Genomic DNA, 18,510 nt, shown 5'->3' on the forward strand with positions numbered 1-18,510 from the left:
AAATTTTCTATAGAATTAAAGAATTTTCCCCCTGATTTATCGGGTGAGCCGATGTAATCCTCATGAAGTTGGTTAGAAGTTCAAAAACCACTGTTCCTAAGTTGGAATGGGAAGGTTTCTAACCAAAGGAGAGCCAGAATACCTGCTAAAGTCTTACAATAACATCAAGCTTTCAGGATAAGAGCACGTGTCATACAAAAAACAATTCAGTTTATTTTTTGAGACATTATCAATAGAAGCTTGCTGTTTTATTTCGTGAACCAATAAAACACTATATGAGGCTTTTAGCATCTGCTATTTTAGCTTTGTGCATACAATCGGTATGCGCCCAAAGCATATTGAAAGATCCGAAGGAACTTTCCGTGCTATTGAACGAGATCGTGGTCACCGGTACGGGTACCGAACACTATCTGAAAGACGCCCCTGTGCAAACAGAGGTAATCACCGGCAAAGCCCTTGACAGTTACCAAGGACGCAGTATGCAAGATATTCTGGAAGGGCTGAACGCTTCCATCACCTTTAATCCGAGCGACATGGGTAGTGGCATCCAGATGAACGGATTAGGTAACGATTACATCTTGATCCTTATCAATGGCAAACGGATCAACGGAGATACCGGCGGACAAAACGACTTGAGTATTATCAACCCCGCCAATATCGAACGTATCGAGATCGTAAAAGGTGCCGCCTCTTCCCTGTATGGCTCGGACGCTATCGCCGGTGTTATCAATATTATCACGAAAAAGAACCGGGATAAAGTGAGCCTATCGAATACGACTCGTGTCGGATCATATGGAGATATATTGGAAAGCGTACAAATCGGCTTTGGGCATAAGAGAGTGAATTCCACCACCTCACTTAGTACGACCCACACGGACGGCTGGCGAAATACGACCCAAGAATGGGACCATCACGAGGTAATGGATGGAACCGTGACACGAACCGTAAACCGATCCACGAACTTTACGTTAAGGGAGAACTTAACCTACAAAGTGAACGACCGGCTGAGCCTTTCGGCCGATGGCTCTTTTTACCAGAAATGGAATTATCGTCCGCACGGCGCATTCAAGTATTATACCTATGATCAATTCTACCGGAACTTCGATGTAGCCGGAGGAGCTAAATACGCATTGGGAGGGCAGAACTTCCTTTCGGTAGATCTAACGTATGGTAACTATAGCTATTTCTATAATTACCATCATAAAGATGTCACGAACTTCTTCGATCCGGAGACGGGTTTACGTATTACCCGTTATCCGGGGGAACATATTCTGGAAACCTCTCAACAACGTTTCCTAGGACAAGCCAAAAGCGTATTCCACCTCGGGGAAAACAATATCCTAAGCGCCGGACTCGAATATCAATACGATCATTTGAAATCTCCCCGGCGTATCGAGAACGGGAAAGCCTCCGTATTTACGGCTTCCGCTTATGTACAAGACGAATGGAATCCGACGGATCGGTTGAATGTGACGGTAGGTGGGCGCTTCGTCGTGCACCAAGAGTTCGGGGCTACGTTTACCCCTAAAGTCTCCGCCATGTACAAACTAGGCGACTTCAATATCCGAGCCACATACTCAAATGGATTTAAGGCTCCTACCTTAAAGGAGTTGCACGATGATTATATCACGCAGATCGGCGGCGGCCCGTGGAAACATTATTATGGTAATAAGGATTTAAAACCGCAAAAGTCCAATTATTATTCGGCGAGCGTAGAATATCATGCGTCGAACCTGCAGATCACGGTAACAGGATTCTACAACCGTATCAAGAACATGATCGCCTTGACCGAGATCCCGACAAGCGCCGAAGACCGATTGGATGAGATCGAGGCCAGCATGCAACACAAGAACTTATCCAAAGCCCGCTCTTTCGGGGGAGATATATCGCTCACCTATCAAATCCTATCTTCCTTGGCTATTGGTGGAGGCTATAGCTATACGGATGCCAAAGCGCAATATACGGATGATCCAGCCGACCCGAATTATATGCTCTACACCCCGATCAACGGAACCTCATTCCATAATGCCAATTGGAAACTAGCATGGAACCATGCGTGGAAAAAGTATAAATTGGATGTCACCTTGTTCGGCCGATACCAATCCACCCGCTTTTATATCACGGACGGTGATGGAAAAAGTTATCAGCTATGGCGATTGAATACCCGTCATAACGTATTGAAAAAGAAAAAATGGAACCTAGATATCAATGTCGGTATCGATAATATCTTCGATTATGTGGATCGTACCCCGTTCGGACGCCATCGTGGAACTACGTCTCCCGGACGGACTTGGTACGCCTCCTTTATCGTGAAATTTCAGAATAAACATAAACTATAAACAATCTTAAAAGTTAAATGCGATGAACAAATTTAAGTACCTTTTGCTTGCGGCGAGTCTATTTGCCTCAAGCGCAGTTTTTACCTCCTGTGATGATGGAGACGACGACAATACCGCAAACCCGGCGGAAGAAGTCGTAAAGACAAGTAAGAAACATGACACGGCGATCTTGTTGTGTACATTCGGTAGCACATTCAAGGAGTCTATCAAGACTTACGACGCAACATTGGCCGATTTCCAGAACGCATTTCCCGATGCGGACATCTATTTGTCATTTACCTCCCGTACTTGCGTGAATCGTGTAGAGGCAGAGACCGGTATCGCACGTTACCAACCGGACCTTTGGTTACAAGCTCTAGGAAATGCCGGTTACAAGAAGGTAGCGGTACAGTCCTTACACATCATCCCGGGTGAGGAATACCTAAGCTTGATGAATACGGACGTGAAGAAGAAATTCATGATCGAGTCTTTCCCGAGTGTTCAAGTCGTAAAAAGCCCTTGTTTGGTATACGACGAGGATGATGTGGAAGCCGTAGCGAAAGTCCTATACAGCCACTACAGTGATAAATTGGCTGATAACAAGAACATCCTTTTATTAATGGGACATGGTAACCCGGATAAAAACTATAACGCAAATACGAAATACACGGAAACAGAAGAGGCTATGCAAGCCTTGGCCGCTAACAAAAATGTATTCGTAGGTACCGTTGATTACGGAGATATGTTGTTCTGGCCGGAAGAAGGCGAACCTAATGAGGAATGTGTCTATTCCAAACTTACCAAATACTGCGAGGATCATAACTTAAAACCGGAAGAGATCACGATCTCCTTAGCTCCGTTCATGTCTATCGCCGGAGACCATGCGCATAATGACCTTTGGGGTATCGAGGAGGATGATGATTTCAGCGCTGCCGCTCCTAACGCCGACGCTTGCTGGAGACTAAAACTTTTGAAGATGGGCTTCAAGATTGACACGAAAGAAAGCCATAACGGAAGTTTAGAGAACTGTAAGATCATAGGCTTAGGCGATTACGACGCTGTTCGTCAGATCTGGGTGAACCATCTAAAAGCATTATATAATGATGCGGAGGCTTGGGAAACCGGAGAAGACTACCAGTAAATAATTGAGAATTGAGAATTGAAAATTGGTTCAGTAAGTACTCACTAATTTTCAATTCTCAATTTTCAATTGTTCAGTGTGTATATAATTTCTTTCGATCAAAAATCGTCGCCCGTTTATATTTCATGGCGAAACGGATGTGATCGATAAATAAAGACCGGATCGCCGGATTCTCACCTAGAGGCTTTAAATAAATATCCACATCGAAACCCTGTTGACGTAGCCCTTTCTGCCAGAAATCCGTAACCGTATTTTCCGTACCTCGAATCAGTACGAACATAAAAGGAATCAACTGCACACGCTTATGACCGGCTTGGCGCATTTGCTCACCTACATCCTCGATCGTAGGGAAACCCTCACGGGTTCCGGTATAATAATCTTTCATTCCTTTGGTCTGGAACATATACCCCAATTTCGCATAAGCCGAGTTACTGGCATGATAAGTTCCGTGCGCCACCAATAACTTAGCCCCATTTTTAGTCACTCCAGAAGGTGAGGAAACCGCTTTCATCACCGCCTCATAATCGGTATCATCATATAACAAGGGATTACCTACACGCAAATCCTTAAACAAACCTTTTCGCTGTTCCGCCTCTTTGCGGATCGCTTCCATCTCCACACCCTCTATAATGATAGTCGGTTGGATTATCACATGGGTAAACCCTTGATCACGCAACTCTACCAAGGCGTCCGCCGGCAACTGAACCCAAACACCTTGCGCCCTCAACCGACTCACTACGCTACGGGCGCTATAAGCCTGCCGGACTTCCACGTCTGGGAAAGCCTCCTTGACACGCTTGTTCATCACATCGAGTACTTGGGTACGAGCTTCCGGGTAAGCACTCCCGAAATGTACCATCAAGATCGCTAACTTATCTCCCTTTTCCATGCTCTCCCGGATATCGGAAGCGTAAAACTCCCGCCCGGGTTTCGCCCATAATGAACAGGCGAGCCCAAGCAGGAGTGAACAAACAAACATGGATCGTAAAAATCCCCTATACATTATTATATTAGTTAATAGTTGACATGTGACAGTTTACTGCTTGAAACGGACCAGAAGGCTGACGTAATAGGTACGGCCCGGGGTCAATGTAGCGTAATTGTAATTAAAGGGACGATCATCTACATAATCAAAAAGGTTCTCGATACCTACTCCCGGTTCCAACAAGAAATCGCCGGCTCTAAACGTATGGCTCGTATTGAGATTCCACAAGGAATATTTCGGTGCGTATCCATAAGAAGTAGAATAACGTTCCCCTTGGATACGTCCGTTAAAATTCACGTTCAGCTTATACTTATTCCAAGTATGAGACCACATAGCCGCTACCGTACCACTATGCTTAACGGTCTTATCCAAAGGTTCATCCTCGTATACGTTCTTTCCATCCATGAAACTATAGCCACCATTCAAGGTAAAGCCCGCTCCCAGATAACTATTGAAGGTCACGTTAATACCTTTGATCTTCGCTTTATCGATATTCGCACGCATCTGTATCTCATCATAGTCCGTACCATGGGCAGTGTTATAAGCATCCCGTTCCGCCGTATCCAACATCTTATAGTTAATCATGCTACGCACGTTATTCATAAAAGCGGATACGGACAAAGAGAAATACCGCATCGTATATTCAGCGCTCAACGTGAAATTGTCGCTCTTCTCCGGGTCCAGATCCGGATTACCGATCGTAAGGCGAGTCGCTCCGGACGCTTTCTTCTCCGATTCCGTATACAGCTCTTTCAATTCAGGTGTACGGAAACCAGCCGCATACGATCCGCGGAAATTAAAACCGCCTACCTTATACAGCAAAGCCACGTTAGGAGTCGCATAACTCTTAAAATTCTCATGGTAAATATAGCGCAAACCCGCGTACGCTTGGAAATGCTCATTGATATTGATCTCGTCTTGAGCATAAAGCGCGGTCGTGTACATACTTTTACCCGCTATGTTATCCGTCTCGCTACTCAGTAACTCTTTAATGAACTCTGTACCAGCCGAAAGCTTATTATATTTGCCCAGACGAAAGATTCCCTTGACATTCAAGTTATGGTAATGAATCCGTTTCGTCATATCACTCTCTCCGCTTTTCTTTCCATCAAAGAAATCCTTATACGTACTATGATTGTCCGACAGATAATCAGCGTTCAAATAAGAGTTCTTATTAATCATGTATTGAGCGCCCGCCCCATAAGTGAACGTCTCTTTTCTCATATCATAGTTGGTCGTATTCACTTTATCCATTGGCATCGGACGATCGCTGGAACGTCCAAAGAAAGTACCACGCACATAAAAAGACAAACGATCCGTAGCGTCGTACGTGAAACGTTGGTTGATCACGTTCCGGTGAAATCCCTCGGAAGCTTGCTTATTGGTAGGAACCAACTCGCCTTTACTCTCCGTATAGGGATTTAATTGCCAACCATCGGCCCGTTGATATTGATAAGAAGTATATGAACCGAACTTCCCTACATTCACGTCCGCATTGACCGACTGCAAGAATTGGTTCTTGCTACCATAACGGCTATTGCTCGTCACGTTCACCTTATTGCGGGAATCATCCGTGATGATATTGATAACGCCGGCGATCGCGTCGCTACCATACAAAGCGGAAGCGGCCCCGTTCAAGATCTCTACCCGCTTTACGTTAGACATATCGATACGGGAATAGGTATCATCGCCGGCCAAACGCTTACCGTTTTCCAAGATAACCACGTATTTCTCTGTCAATCCGTTCATATTCATCGTAGCCCCCTGTCCGTTTTCCATAAATACGATACTCGGATTCAGCTTGGTCATCGCATCTTGGAAATTGGTTACGCTCGCCTCTTTCAAGTCTTTTCCCGTAAGCACTTTCACGGGAATAGGGGAATTACTCATGCGGCGATGCGAACCGGTACCGGTTACCACCACTTGATCGATATTCACATACTTTTCTTTCAGCTTAATAACGACATCTTTTTCCGAGTGATCCGTTTGATACACGCCTTGCTCATAGCCAAGGTAAGTCACACGAATACGATGTCTACCATCGGGAAGGTTCAGCTCAAATTTTCCGCTGGCATCCGTGGTTGTACCATTCAAGGATTCCGACACGCGGATATTCGCACCCGGAATTGGTTCATTACTTTCATCCACGACCTTACCCTGTAAACGTACCTGCGCAAATGATACGTTTATCGCACAACTTACAGCTAAAGCCGCGCACAAACACTTTCTTTTCATAAACGATTTGTTATTATGTATATTTCCGCTTTCCTGACCCCGAGAAAAACAGCAATAAAAACGCTTGGCAGGTTTCCTGACTTACCTCGTAGAAAACGACCTTCCCGTCTTTTACAGACAGTGGTATGAGAAATGTTTTCTACTTTACAAAAGCTTACAGTAGCGGGCACTGCTCCGGATTCACACCGGATTCCCTCTTTATGACGAAACCGGATGGTTTTACGTCATCACCAAAACGGGGGCAAAAGTATGAATTATTTTATATAAACAAAAATATATCCCGGCTTATGTTCTTTAAAAGCTTTACAAAGAGAAGCTTATAACACACCACATCGCCAAAAAGGAAAACAAAAGCAATCATACAAGATGGAAAGTTTTCCAAAACTTTTTACAACACACTACAAATTAACACCTTAACATAATTTAATCAGCAAAAAGTTTTCCAAAAAGAAAATCATATAGAGTAATAAGATACCTTTGCACGCATAATCAATCACAAATTAATCGACATCATGATACAGACAGTTGTTAAACGGGACGGGCGTATCGTTGGCTTCAACGAGGAGAAGATAGTAACCGCTATCCGTAAAGCCATGTTGCATACAGACAAGGGAGAAGATATGCAACTGATTCGCCAGATCACAGACCATATCTCATTCAAGGGAGAACCTCAAATGACCGTAGAGGCGATTCAAGATGCCGTGGAACTGGAATTGATGGCCAGTAGCCGGAAGGACGTAGCGCAGAAATATATCGCTTACCGAAATCAGCGAAGCGTAGCCCGCAAGGCGAAAACACGGGATATGTTCTTGGAGATTATCAATATCAAATCCAACGACATCACCCGTGAGAACGCGAATATGAACGCCGATACACCCGCCGGCATGATGATGAAATTCTCCAGCGAGACCACCAAGCCGTTTGTCGATGACTATTTATTGAGCGAAGAGGTCAAGGAAGCCGTATCTAACAACTACCTCCATATTCATGATAAAGATTATTATCCGACTAAAAGCTTGACCTGCGTACAACACCCGTTGGATCGCATCCTGAAATACGGGTTCTCCGCCGGTCATGGCGAATCACGTCCGGCTAAACGAATCGAAACCGCAAGCATCCTTGGCTGTATCTCTCTAGAGACCGCCCAAAACGAGATGCATGGCGGACAGGCGATACCGGCGTTCGATTTCTACCTAGCTCCTTACGTACGTAATAGCTTTATCGAGGAAGTAAAGACCTTAGAGGATTTATACGGACAGGATTTCTCCCACTTATATAATAAGCCTATCGACGATTACCAGACACAGACCTTGGATGGATTAAGCGGTGATAGACGCGTCATACAACATGCCATCAACCGCACGGTAAGCCGTGTACACCAATCGATGGAGGCTTTTATCCATAATATGAACACGATCCATTCCCGTGGAGGCAACCAAGTGGTATTCAGCTCCATCAATTATGGAACCGACACCTCGGCGGAAGGTCGTTGTATCATCCGGGAGTTATTAAAAAGCACTTACAGAGGCGTAGGTAACGGCGAGACCGCTATCTTCCCGATCCAGATATGGAAAAAGAAACGAGGCGTAAGCTATCTGCCGGAAGACCGTAACTACGATCTTTACCAATTGGCCTGCAAGGTCACCGCCCGTCGTTTCTTCCCGAACTTCTTGAATCTCGACGCGACCTTCAACCAAAGCGAGGATTGGAAAGCGGACGATCCTCAGCGCTATATCCACGAGGTAGCGACCATGGGATGCCGTACCCGTGTATTCGAGAATCGTTTCGGACCAAAGACTTCTATCGGACGAGGTAATCTATCTTTCTCGACGATCAATATCGTACGATTGGCTATCGAGTGCATGCAGGTGGAGAACAAGGAGGAACGTATCGCCCTGTTTTTCGCCAAACTGGATCATATGTTGGAACTTACGGCTCGTCAGTTGCATGAGCGTATGGAGTTCCAGAAAACCGCTTACGCAAAGCAATTCCCGTTGTTGATGTCTTCCTTGTGGTTAGGCTCGGAAAAATTGAAGCCTAACGATTCGATAGCCTCCGTTATCAACCAAGGCACCTTGGGTATCGGCTTTATCGGACTGGCCGAATGCTTGGTAGCCCTTACCGGGAAGCATCATGGCGAAGATGAGGATTCGCAGGCCTTAGGCATAAGGATCGTTACGTATATCCGGGATCGCGCCAACCAATTCTCTGAGCAATACCAACACAATTATAGCGTACTGGCAACTCCGGCTGAAGGCTTGTCCGGCAAGTTCACGGGAAAAGATCGTAAGAAGTTCGGATCGCTTCCGGGTATCACGGATCGGGATTATTATACGAACTCTAATCACGTCCCGGTATATTATAAGTGCAGTGCCCGTCATAAAGCCGAAGTGGAAGCTCCTTATCATGATTTGACTCGTGGCGGCCATATCTTTTACGTAGAGATGGATGGCGACGCTACCCATAACCCCGAAGCGATCATGCGTGTCGTGGATATGATGGATAAATACAATATCGGATACGGTTCCGTAAACCATAATCGTAACCGTTGTCTGGATTGTGGCTACGAGAACTCCACCCCGAATCTGGAAGCCTGCCCGAAATGCGGCAGCAAACACTTGGACAAACTTCAACGCATCACCGGTTACTTGGTAGGAACCACCGACCGTTGGAACAACGCCAAGCTATCCGAGCTGAACGACCGCATCACCCACAACTAATTTTCAATTGTCAATTGTCAATTTTCAATTACCATGTTGTCCATCATAGATATCATCGAAGATACCACCGTAGACGGTCCGGGATTCCGGACCGCCATCTATGCGGCGGGTTGCCCGAACAAATGCCCGGGTTGCCACAACCCCGAATCATGGGATATCCATAAAGGGAAGAAAGTAAGAACGGAAGAGATCGTGGAGAAAGTGCTGGCTGACGAGTTCGCCAACGTCACCTTCAGTGGTGGAGATCCCATGTTCCAGCCGGAAGGCTTCACCGAGGTAGCCAAGGCGATCAAGGAAAAAAGCCAAAAGACGATCTGGTGCTACACGGGATATAAATTCGAGGACCTGATAAAGAACCCGGCACAAGCCGCCTTATTATCCTATATCGACGTATTGGTAGATGGCCGCTACAAACAAACCCTTCGGGATGAGAGCCTTTTATTCCGGGGAAGCAGCAACCAACGGTTAATTGACGTACAAGCTTCTTTAAATAAAAAGGAAATCGTAACATACAAGTACAACCCTTTCATTTAAGGAAATTCTCCAATTATAGCCCGGATATTAACAAGATTTCATACCTTTGTCCCGAATTGGTTCCGTTTCACCCAACCGGGGTTACGGATTAAATGGGAATCAGGTGTAATTCCTGAACAGTCCCGTTGCTGTGAAGCTCTATTTCAAACATTCCGGAAACACTTTCGCCACTGGTATATAAGGATATATATCGGGAAGGCTTTCGGGATGGGAGTCAGTCAGAAGACCTGCCAGTTAGGGAGAAGTCGTTCGCGAGGACAGAGCGGCTTGGTACGAATCATTTTCTAAACAGGTTTTAAATAATGGTGTTATCCTTTGCTAGAAAGGGATACCTCGCTTGCGTATTATCGATGCTGGCGATAGGTATGTCCCATGGACAAAGCAAACTCGACTCTATCCAACACTTGGACGAAGTTACGGTCACGGCCCGGAGTTTCAGCTTTAAAGAGGTAATTCCTTCCCAAAAACTATCGGGGAAAGAATTACAAAATTTGAACAGCCACACGGTAGCGGATGCTTTACGCTACTTCTCGGGCGTCCAATTGAAAGACTATGGGGGCGTAGGAGGTATCAAGACCGTAAACATCCGAAGCATGGGAACGAACCATATGGGTGTTTTCTACGACGGTATCGAATTAAGCAACGCGCAAAACGGACAAGTAGACCTCGGAATGTATTCCTTAGACAATATCGAGGAGATTTCTTTATACAATGGCCAGAAGAGCGATATCTTCCAATCCGCGAAAGATTTCGGTGCGGCCGGTACGCTTTATCTGCGTTCTCGTCGTCCTCGTTTCGAAGAAGGAAAAACAACGAATATCCGTGCCACGATGAAAGTCGGTTCCTTCGACGTTATCAATCCCTCGGCCCTGTTCGAATATAAGATATCAGAAAACGTAGCCGCCTCTTTCAGCGCCGAATGGTTAAGCGGAAGCGGTAAATACAAATTTCGTTACCGCCGTATCAACCCTGCCGGAGAGATCGCTTACGATACGACCGCCGTCCGGGAAAACGGGGATATCAACGCCACCCGCCTAGAGGCCGGATTGTATGGCAAGATGAGCGACGGTACTTGGAATCTTAAGTTCTACAACTACAATTCCGAACGAGGTATCCCGGGGGCTATCGTAAACAACGTATGGCGACGCGGCGAACGAGTATGGGATACGAACTCTTTCATGCAAGGCTCCTATATCAAAGAAATCAATAGTAAATTCAAGACACAGGTCAATGCGAAATACGCTTTCTACCGTACGCATTATGTGAACAACGACGACAAGCTGATTCATGTAGATAACCTGTATAAGCAACGGGAGATTTACCTATCTTCCGCTAATGTCTACTCCATCCTCTCGAACTGGGATGTCTCTGCTTCTTACGACTTGCAATGGAACAAGATGAACGCCGATATGTATGGATTCGTTTACCCGGAACGCTTCACCAACCTCCTTTCGGTCGCTACGGCGCTCCGGTTAGGAAAAGTAAAATTACAGGCCAGCGGACTGGCGACTTTTATCAACGACCGTGTAGAAGAAGGCCCCGCACCGGAAGCCCGGCAAATCCTCACACCCGCCGTGTTCGCCTCCTATAAGCCGTTCGAGAAACAAGACTTTAATGTACGCGCTTTCTATAAACGGATCTTCCGCATGCCCACCTTCAACGATTTGTATTACGCCGATATGGGAAACTCCAAATTAAACCCGGAATACGTAACCCAATATGATGCCGGCTTCGCTTACACGAAAACATGGGAGAACCATCTTTTCTATCGCTTCAAGATACAGGCGGATGGTTATTACAACAAGGTGAAAGACAAGATCATCGCTTACCCCAAAGGCCAGCAGTTCCGTTGGACGATGCTGAATTTGGGTAAGGTAGAAATCAAAGGTATAGATGTCAGTACGGAAACGACCGTCAATCCGGTAAAAGATTTGTTCGTCACGCTACGCGTACAATACACCTATCAAAAGGCCCAAGACTTCACGGATCCCTCGGATACCTATTACGGAGATCAAATCCCTTATATCCCTTGGCATAGCGGCTCCGCCATCGCACAAGCCTCTTTCAAGGGATGGAACCTCAACTATAGTTTCATATATGTGGGAGAGCGGTATAACCAGCAGGAAAATATCAAATACAATTATACGCAACCGTGGTACACCAGCGACATCTCCTTGTCGAAAGATTTGAAATTCAAATTCGGACTTATCAAGGCTGCCGTAGAGGTAAACAACCTGTTAAGCCAAGACTACGACGTGATCCTGAATTATCCGATGCCGAAACGAAATTACAAAGTGTCTTTAACGATCGAGATATGAAAAGACATACATTATATATAATAGGTATCCTGATCGGTTGCGCTTTTTCATCCTGCCGTAAGATCGAGATCGTAGTTCCATCGGAATACGAGCTGGTCTCCGATGGTATCCACCCCGAGGCGAATCCTCAAGGGATGTATTTAGTGAACGAGGGGAATATGGGAAGCAATAAATGTACGCTGGATTATCTGGATTACGTGAACGGTTATTATATCCGTAACCTCTACTCGGAACGGAACCCAAACGTGGTCAAGGAGTTGGGCGATGTAGGCAATGATATCCAGATTTACGGAAGTAAGCTATATGTTGTAGTCAATTGTTCCCATAAAGTAGAAGTATTGGACGCCCGGACTTGTGAGCGGATCACGCAAATAGACATTCCTAACTGCCGGTACATCCGTTTTTACCGGGGAAACGCCTATGTAACCTCTTATGTCGGCCCCGTGCAAATCGACCCGAATGCTCCACAAGGAGCCGTATATCGGGTAGACACGACCAGCCTGAAAATAGACGCTAAAGTCATTGTCGGCTACCAGCCGGATGAATTAGAGATTTTGGGTGAATATATCTACGTAGTGAATTCCGGAGGCTATCGTGCCCCGGAGTACGACAATACGGTTTCCGTCATCGAACTAAACCGTTTCAAGCAAGTCCAAAAGATTCCGGTAGGGATCAATCTGCACCGTATCCGTGCGGATAAATACGGTAAATTATGGGTAACTTCTCGGGGAGATTACGATACGGTACATTCCAACCTGTATGTACTGGAAAAGCGAAAAGGATATAATGAGATGGTGGTTACCGATACCCTGAATATCCCTTGCTCCAACCTTTGCATCAGCGGAGATTCCCTCTTCTATTACAGTACGGAATGGAACGTGAATACGCAGAGTAACAGCATCTCGTACGGAATCATAGATGTCCGTACCAAAGAGGTGATCAGCACGAACTTTATCACCGACGGTAGCGAGAAAGACATTCGTATCCCATACGGGATCATGGTCCATCCCTATACGAAAGACATCTTCGTCACCGATGCCAAGAATTACGTATCCAGCGGGACCCTCTATTGCTACGATAAGAACGGGATACGAAAATGGGGCGTACGTACCGGGGATATCCCCGCCCATATGGTTTTCCTTTATAAATAGAACAGCGTTATGAGACAAGTTTTATATCTATTCATTTCAGGTTTCCTAGCATTTCTATCCTGTACCCAAGACAAGATACAGATGGTTAGCTTGGGTATCGATGATGTCTATTATCTGCCCCGCATGAAAACCTATCTACTCAGCCCGGCCTTTACCGGCGACGAGTATCGGTGGACACTGCACCGGAACGGGACGGACTCTCTCGTATCTACCGAACGTTCTTATATCTTCCTTGCGAAAGATACGGGCACCTATCAGATGACCTTCGAGATCATCGATAAGGAGACCCCCTATAAGCACGATTTTCGTTTCGAGGTGATGCAGGAGGATATAGAGTACAGTCCTTACCTATCCAAGGTATACGACTTTTGTCCCGCACCGGGTCAGTTCGTCAATACGATGCCCGAATACGAGGAAGGCGATACGAAAGAAACCATCCTGAAAAAGGTAGAGGAGAATATCTCCGGTACGAATGACGTGATGATCTCCCTCGGAGGATACGGAGGATACGTTATCTTCGGCTTCGACCATACGGTCATCAACGTCAAAGGGAAGAAGGACTTTATGATCCTTGGGAACTCTTTCTATTCCGACCTGCCGGAATATCAAGAGAAAAAGGGAGGCAGCTGCGAGCCCGGTATTGTCATGGTCTCTTTCGACACGAACCTGAACGGCTTACTGGACGATGAATGGTACGAACTGGCCGGTAGTGAATACTATAAACCGGAAACCATCAAGAATTATCGCATTACCTATGATCGTCCAGATCCCAACAAGATCCCCGAGCCAGACATGGGCCAGCAATGGAGTGACGCTACTTATGTACCATGGAAAGATAATCAAGGCAATACCGGTTATATAGCGAAAAATATATATCATACGCAAAGTTATTATCCGAAATGGATTGAAGAGAATTCCTTGACTTTCTCCGGTACCCGGTTAAAGGATAACGCTACGGACGAGAGTGATACGGGTAAATACTACGTACTCTATTCGTATCCATGGGGATACGTGGATAACCATCCGAACGATTACAAGGATCTGAACAGCTTCGATATCGAATGGGCCGTGGACGCGGAAGGCAATAAGGTGGAATTACCCGGCGTGGACTTTATCAAGGTATACACGGCGGTAAACCAATATTGCGGTTGGATCGGAGAGACCTCGACGGAGATTATCCGTGCGCAGGATTTACACATCGCCACCCCTTCCATCATCGTACCCGATCCGGTAAGCGAACAAATGAAATTACAATACGATCAAGCAATCTTAAAAATAAAAGGCTTATGAAAAAGACGATTACCTTACTTCTCTGTACGTTCGCCACGAGCGGCCTAATGGCCCAAGGCAATACCTCATGGATCGCCGCCGGCATCGATCGGGTCCAAATGAGGGATGTACCGTCACAATCTTCCATCCTGCGTTCCACGGATATGGATTACAGTCAAGGTACATTTATCGTAAACGAGGATTGGTACGGCCATCAGAACAGTACCGTCAATTTCCTTACTCAAGATGGAGAATGGCACTATCGTGTCTTCCAGACCGAGAATCCGGGGCATGAGTTAGGATGTACCACGCAATTCGGTACGATCTATGGCGATAAGTTCTACCTAGTCTCTAAGCAAGAACGAGATCCCGGGGCAAAAATCACCGGAAGCCGGTTTGCCGTATGCGATGCCAAGACCATGAAGGTGATCAAGGAATTCAAGTATATCGCCCAAAACGCCGAGGGCAAATCCATAGCCGACGGCCGTTCCTATCTTCCGGTAGACGAGCACAAAGGCTATATAGGAACCAGCAACGGTATCTGGATCTACGATAGCGATAAGATGGCGATCGGCAAACAAATAGAAGGTTCCGGAAATCCGAACGCCGATGGATACGGTGAGTTGTATTATGCCCAGATCGGTACCATGGTACGTGCTAACGACCTTGTCTTTGCCGTCCATCAACAATATGGTTTATTAATAATAGATCCGAAAACCGATAAAATTATCCGTACCATCGCCGCCCCGATCGAGAAAGAGACTGTAAAAGGGCTAGAGAAGGAGATTCAACGAGGTTTCGGCTCTATCGTTCAATCCAAGGATGGTACGCTCTGGATCAGCATGACCCAGAATACGGCCGGGGATGGTTCCGCCTTGGAATATATGCTGAACTTGAACCCCTATACCTTTAAGGTGGACACGGTAAAGATCCCGTTAAGCGAGACCATCGGTGTCGTTCCAAACTCTTGGTACGCATGGACCGCCGACGGTTTCTGCGCCAGTGCCAAAGAAAATAAGATTTACTGGAACGGACAACCGAAAGAAGGCAGTTGGTTCACGGGGTATCAAATCTGTGGGTATGATATTGACAAGAAACAATTCTTCCAGCTAATCGACCTCCGAAAACAGGACTGGGATTGGCGCTTGTACGGAACCGGATTTCGCCTTAACCCAAAAACCGACGAGCTATACACCTTCTTGTATCATGAGTTCCAAGATCCTACGCACATGTTAGCTCGTATAAATAACAAAGGCGAAGTGGTACAAGAATATTCGATGATCGTCAACTATTGGTTCCCGGCTATCCCGGTTTTCCCGGATAACGCCGCACCGGTAGTATCTTCCGGTTTCCCTTCCTCTATCGTATTAACCGAGGAAAAGCCAGTCTATAAACTCGCTTTAGGCAATATGGTGACCGATGAGGACAATATGGATGCCGCCATCGTAAAATCAGTCTCATCCGTTACTCCCTCCAGCCCGATTAACGCGATCGTTCGTAATGACTCCTTAATCATCAGTACGACCTCAGATATCAAGGAATATCAGAAGGCTACAATAACCGTCCGCTTCAACTCGAACGGAAAGATCGTCACCAAGAACATGGTCGTAACAACCGAAGAAGCACCGACAAGCATAGAAGAGGTCTCGCAGCCGACCTTGAAAATCTATCCGAACCCGGCGGTTAACTCGATACAAATCAATATCGATACCCCGGCGAAGATAGAGATCTATACATCTCGCGGAACAATGGTCCGGAAATCCACGATCAATCCCGGAGAATCCATCAACGTAAGCGATCTATCCCAAGGCCTCTATTTCATCCGTATCATAACCGGAGGAAAGACAGAGTCTCTACGGATGATTAAGAAGTAAATATAAAAAAAATTCCGTACATTTGCGCCCGAATTGGTTCCGTAGTGCCTATTCGGGCGTACGGATTAAAAGGGAATCCGGTGAGAATCCGGGACAGTCCCGCTGCTGTGAAGCTCTGTTGAACATTCTAATACTACTTTCGCCACTGACGCGATAGGGTCGGGAAGGCATTAGGATGGGAGCTAGTCAGAAGACCTGCCATTCATTTCAGATTCATGTCCTCGTGGGTTAGGACATAGGATACACAGACAATATAAGAACAAAAAGAAAATGATGACAGACAAGGAAGTATTGTTGTTACGGCGCAAACTGGATCTTTTGCTCCGTACAGGAAAGTTGTTGATGGAAAGCGCCGCCGACACGAATCGTATCGAGCGAAACATGAAACGAGTTGCCGCCTTTATGGGGATCCCCGAGGAGAAGTTGCATATCGATATCCGGTGGACCATGATCATGGTAAACGTAAGCGATGAGCGAAACTCATTCTCCAAATTCCAGAAATGCGAGAAGCATGGCATTAACATGACGACAATCTCACAGGTAAGCAAGCTTTCATGGCGGGCGATCGAGCAAGATTATTCCTTGGATAAATATGAGGAAGAACTGGAGAAGATCGTTCACCAACCCCGGAATTATACCCCTTATATCGTAGCTATCGGAGCGGGATTCGCATGCGGAGGATTCTGTAAGCTATTCGGATGCGACTGGATGGCATTCCTATTCGCTTCCATTTGCGCTTTCGTCGGGTTTAGGGTACGGGCCCGCTGTGTCGAGGCTGGACTTAACGTATATATGAGTATCGCTGCGGCCGCTTTCGTATCCACCTGCTTGGCATACGCATCCTCCTTCTCCGGGCTATCCGACACTCCTTATCATCCATTATTAGCCTGCGCTTTATTTATCGTGCCGGGCGTACCCTTGATTAACTTCGTGGATGATATGCTAGACAATCATTTGCTTGTCGGCATCACCCGGGCCTCCAATACGGTCATGATGGTAGCCGCCATGACTTTCGGTATCGCATTCGCCATGCGGGTACTTGTCATGAATGATGTCGAGATAGATCATAAGTTCAGTGAATTAAATATGGTTCCACATGACCCGTACTACATATATGCATTAGCGGCAGCTATCTCCGCCATAGGCTTCTCCATGATATTCAATATTCAACGCCGATTATTATGGGTGGTAGCCGTAGGAGGTATCATTGCGGTATGTACCCGTAACTTTGTGAACTTCGAATTAGGTTATGGTCCTGTGATCGGCTCGTTTATGGGAAGCTTCGTAGTCAGCCTCCTTGCCGTAAAAGCGGTTCATTGGTGCCATGTTCCCAATCACGTATTGACGATTCCATCTGTCATTCCTATGATTCCGGGAGTACTCATGTATCGCTCATTACTGGCATTTATAAACCTGCATGGAGTAGTCGGTGAGGTCACAAACGCATTCTTCAACGGGATCAATTCCGCACTCATCATTCTTTGTATCTCACTCGGTGTAGCTGTCCCGAACATCTTCGCCCGTCGTTACATCGCCAAAGATCGCCAACGACATTTACAAGAGGAACTGGAAAAGCGCCGGGAAAGAGGAAAGTTCATTGAATGGTGAAAAAACTTTTCCATAAAGATTAGTCCGGGAAAAACTATCGCATAAGGATATGCCAAATTGTTTAACACGTTCAATATATTTAACATATTTCATTAAAAAAAGCCCTATCAATACTATACTTTTGTGATGTCTTGGTGATAGACGTTGCATTCTGCAAGTCTATAAAAGGGAATTTCGGTTAGATTCCGGAACAGAGCCCGCTACTGTAAAACCCGTAAAGAGGAAAGCTTCTTCATGCCACTGTCTTTTCTAAAGATGGGAAGGTCGCTTTCCGGGTTAGTCAGGAAACCTGCCAGATAAAAAAAGAAATAGATTCTCCCGGGATTTGGGGAACTAGTGGAACGATTACATTAGAGA

Annotated in this window: 11 protein-coding genes and 4 riboswitches; of the genes, 9 read left to right on the forward strand and 2 right to left on the reverse strand. The window is 46.0% G+C overall.

Translation table 11 applies throughout. The features are described from left to right. The first annotated feature begins 275 nt into the window (after nt 1–275). Both DW033_RS09120 and DW033_RS09125 read left to right on the forward strand, forming a co-directional pair. Entirely contained in the window at nt 276–2,339 is a 2,064-nt protein-coding gene (locus DW033_RS09120; RefSeq protein ID WP_048927105.1) for a TonB-dependent siderophore receptor, read from the forward strand. A 22-nt stretch (nt 2,340–2,361) separates the two neighbouring features. Continuing rightward, the gene (locus tag DW033_RS09125; RefSeq protein WP_048927104.1) at nt 2,362–3,459 is read left to right on the forward strand and encodes a sirohydrochlorin cobaltochelatase; all 1,098 of its coding nucleotides are present in this window, start codon (nt 2,362–2,364) and stop codon (nt 3,457–3,459) included. 73 nt (nt 3,460–3,532) lie between these two features. Here DW033_RS09125 and DW033_RS09130 read toward each other — a convergent pair whose 3' ends face one another. Beyond that, a complete protein-coding gene (locus DW033_RS09130) occupies nt 3,533–4,462 on the reverse strand; it encodes a sirohydrochlorin cobaltochelatase (RefSeq protein ID WP_039848534.1) in 930 nt (309 codons plus the stop codon). 33 nt (nt 4,463–4,495) lie between these two features. Further along, entirely contained in the window at nt 4,496–6,679 is a 2,184-nt protein-coding gene (locus tag DW033_RS09135; protein ID WP_008779146.1) for a TonB-dependent receptor, read from the reverse strand. Nucleotides 6,680–6,727: 48 nt separating this feature from the next. Continuing rightward, nucleotides 6,728–6,929, reverse strand: a riboswitch (cobalamin riboswitch). Nucleotides 6,930–7,191: 262 nt separating this feature from the next. Here DW033_RS09135 and DW033_RS09140 point away from each other — a divergent pair. The 7 genes from DW033_RS09140 to DW033_RS09170 all read left to right on the forward strand — a co-directional run bounded on the left by DW033_RS09140 (nt 7,192) and on the right by DW033_RS09170 (nt 18,153). Next, the gene (locus DW033_RS09140; protein WP_011967305.1) at nt 7,192–9,399 is read left to right on the forward strand and encodes an anaerobic ribonucleoside triphosphate reductase; all 2,208 of its coding nucleotides are present in this window, start codon (nt 7,192–7,194) and stop codon (nt 9,397–9,399) included. A 33-nt stretch (nt 9,400–9,432) separates the two neighbouring features. After that, nucleotides 9,433–9,933 carry an anaerobic ribonucleoside-triphosphate reductase activating protein gene (nrdG, locus tag DW033_RS09145; RefSeq protein ID WP_009016844.1) on the forward strand — a complete coding sequence of 167 codons (501 nt, stop codon included), beginning with the start codon at nt 9,433–9,435 and terminating at the stop codon, nt 9,931–9,933. Nucleotides 9,934–9,973: 40 nt separating this feature from the next. Further along, nucleotides 9,974–10,183, forward strand: a riboswitch (cobalamin riboswitch). Between the two features lie 52 nt (nt 10,184–10,235). Next, the gene (locus tag DW033_RS09150) at nt 10,236–12,251 is read left to right on the forward strand and encodes a TonB-dependent receptor (protein WP_044544883.1); all 2,016 of its coding nucleotides are present in this window, start codon (nt 10,236–10,238) and stop codon (nt 12,249–12,251) included. After that, nucleotides 12,248–13,402 carry a YncE family protein gene (locus DW033_RS09155; RefSeq protein ID WP_039848533.1) on the forward strand — a complete coding sequence of 385 codons (1,155 nt, stop codon included), beginning with the start codon at nt 12,248–12,250 and terminating at the stop codon, nt 13,400–13,402. Before DW033_RS09150 ends, DW033_RS09155 begins: the two co-directional genes overlap by 4 nt. A gap of 9 nt (nt 13,403–13,411) precedes the next feature. Further along, entirely contained in the window at nt 13,412–14,692 is a 1,281-nt protein-coding gene (locus tag DW033_RS09160) for a hypothetical protein (RefSeq protein ID WP_044544884.1), read from the forward strand. Then, nucleotides 14,689–16,545: a DUF5074 domain-containing protein gene (locus DW033_RS09165; protein WP_044544885.1), complete on the forward strand. Its 1,857-nt coding sequence runs from the start codon at nt 14,689–14,691 to the stop codon at nt 16,543–16,545. The genes DW033_RS09160 and DW033_RS09165 overlap by 4 nt, the downstream gene beginning before the upstream one ends. 17 nt (nt 16,546–16,562) lie before the next feature. Continuing rightward, nucleotides 16,563–16,763, forward strand: a riboswitch (cobalamin riboswitch). Nucleotides 16,764–16,815: 52 nt separating this feature from the next. Then, the gene (locus DW033_RS09170; RefSeq protein ID WP_044544886.1) at nt 16,816–18,153 is read left to right on the forward strand and encodes a threonine/serine exporter ThrE family protein; all 1,338 of its coding nucleotides are present in this window, start codon (nt 16,816–16,818) and stop codon (nt 18,151–18,153) included. 115 nt (nt 18,154–18,268) lie between these two features. Continuing rightward, nucleotides 18,269–18,465: riboswitch (cobalamin riboswitch) on the forward strand. Nucleotides 18,466–18,510: the final 45 nt, after the last annotated feature.

The sequence above is a fragment of the Parabacteroides sp. AF39-10AC genome, from assembly GCF_003635405.1.
In the GTDB taxonomy this organism is placed as follows: Bacteria; Bacteroidota; Bacteroidia; order Bacteroidales; family Tannerellaceae; genus Parabacteroides; species Parabacteroides distasonis.

Excerpts from the sequence above, each read along its gene's own strand:
- DW033_RS09120 (WP_048927105.1), top strand. The coding sequence starts at position 276 with ATGAGGCTTTTAGCATCTGCTATTTTAGCTTTGTGCATACAATCGGTA.
- DW033_RS09125 (WP_048927104.1), top strand. The coding sequence starts at position 2,362 with ATGAACAAATTTAAGTACCTTTTGCTTGCGGCGAGTCTATTTGCCTCA.
- DW033_RS09130 (WP_039848534.1), bottom strand. The coding sequence starts at position 4,462 with ATGTATAGGGGATTTTTACGATCCATGTTTGTTTGTTCACTCCTGCTT.
- DW033_RS09135 (WP_008779146.1), bottom strand. The coding sequence starts at position 6,679 with ATGAAAAGAAAGTGTTTGTGCGCGGCTTTAGCTGTAAGTTGTGCGATA.
- DW033_RS09140 (WP_011967305.1), top strand. The coding sequence starts at position 7,192 with ATGATACAGACAGTTGTTAAACGGGACGGGCGTATCGTTGGCTTCAAC.
- nrdG (WP_009016844.1), top strand. The coding sequence starts at position 9,433 with ATGTTGTCCATCATAGATATCATCGAAGATACCACCGTAGACGGTCCG.
- DW033_RS09150 (WP_044544883.1), top strand. The coding sequence starts at position 10,236 with ATGGTGTTATCCTTTGCTAGAAAGGGATACCTCGCTTGCGTATTATCG.
- DW033_RS09155 (WP_039848533.1), top strand. The coding sequence starts at position 12,248 with ATGAAAAGACATACATTATATATAATAGGTATCCTGATCGGTTGCGCT.
- DW033_RS09160 (WP_044544884.1), top strand. The coding sequence starts at position 13,412 with ATGAGACAAGTTTTATATCTATTCATTTCAGGTTTCCTAGCATTTCTA.
- DW033_RS09165 (WP_044544885.1), top strand. The coding sequence starts at position 14,689 with ATGAAAAAGACGATTACCTTACTTCTCTGTACGTTCGCCACGAGCGGC.
- DW033_RS09170 (WP_044544886.1), top strand. The coding sequence starts at position 16,816 with ATGATGACAGACAAGGAAGTATTGTTGTTACGGCGCAAACTGGATCTT.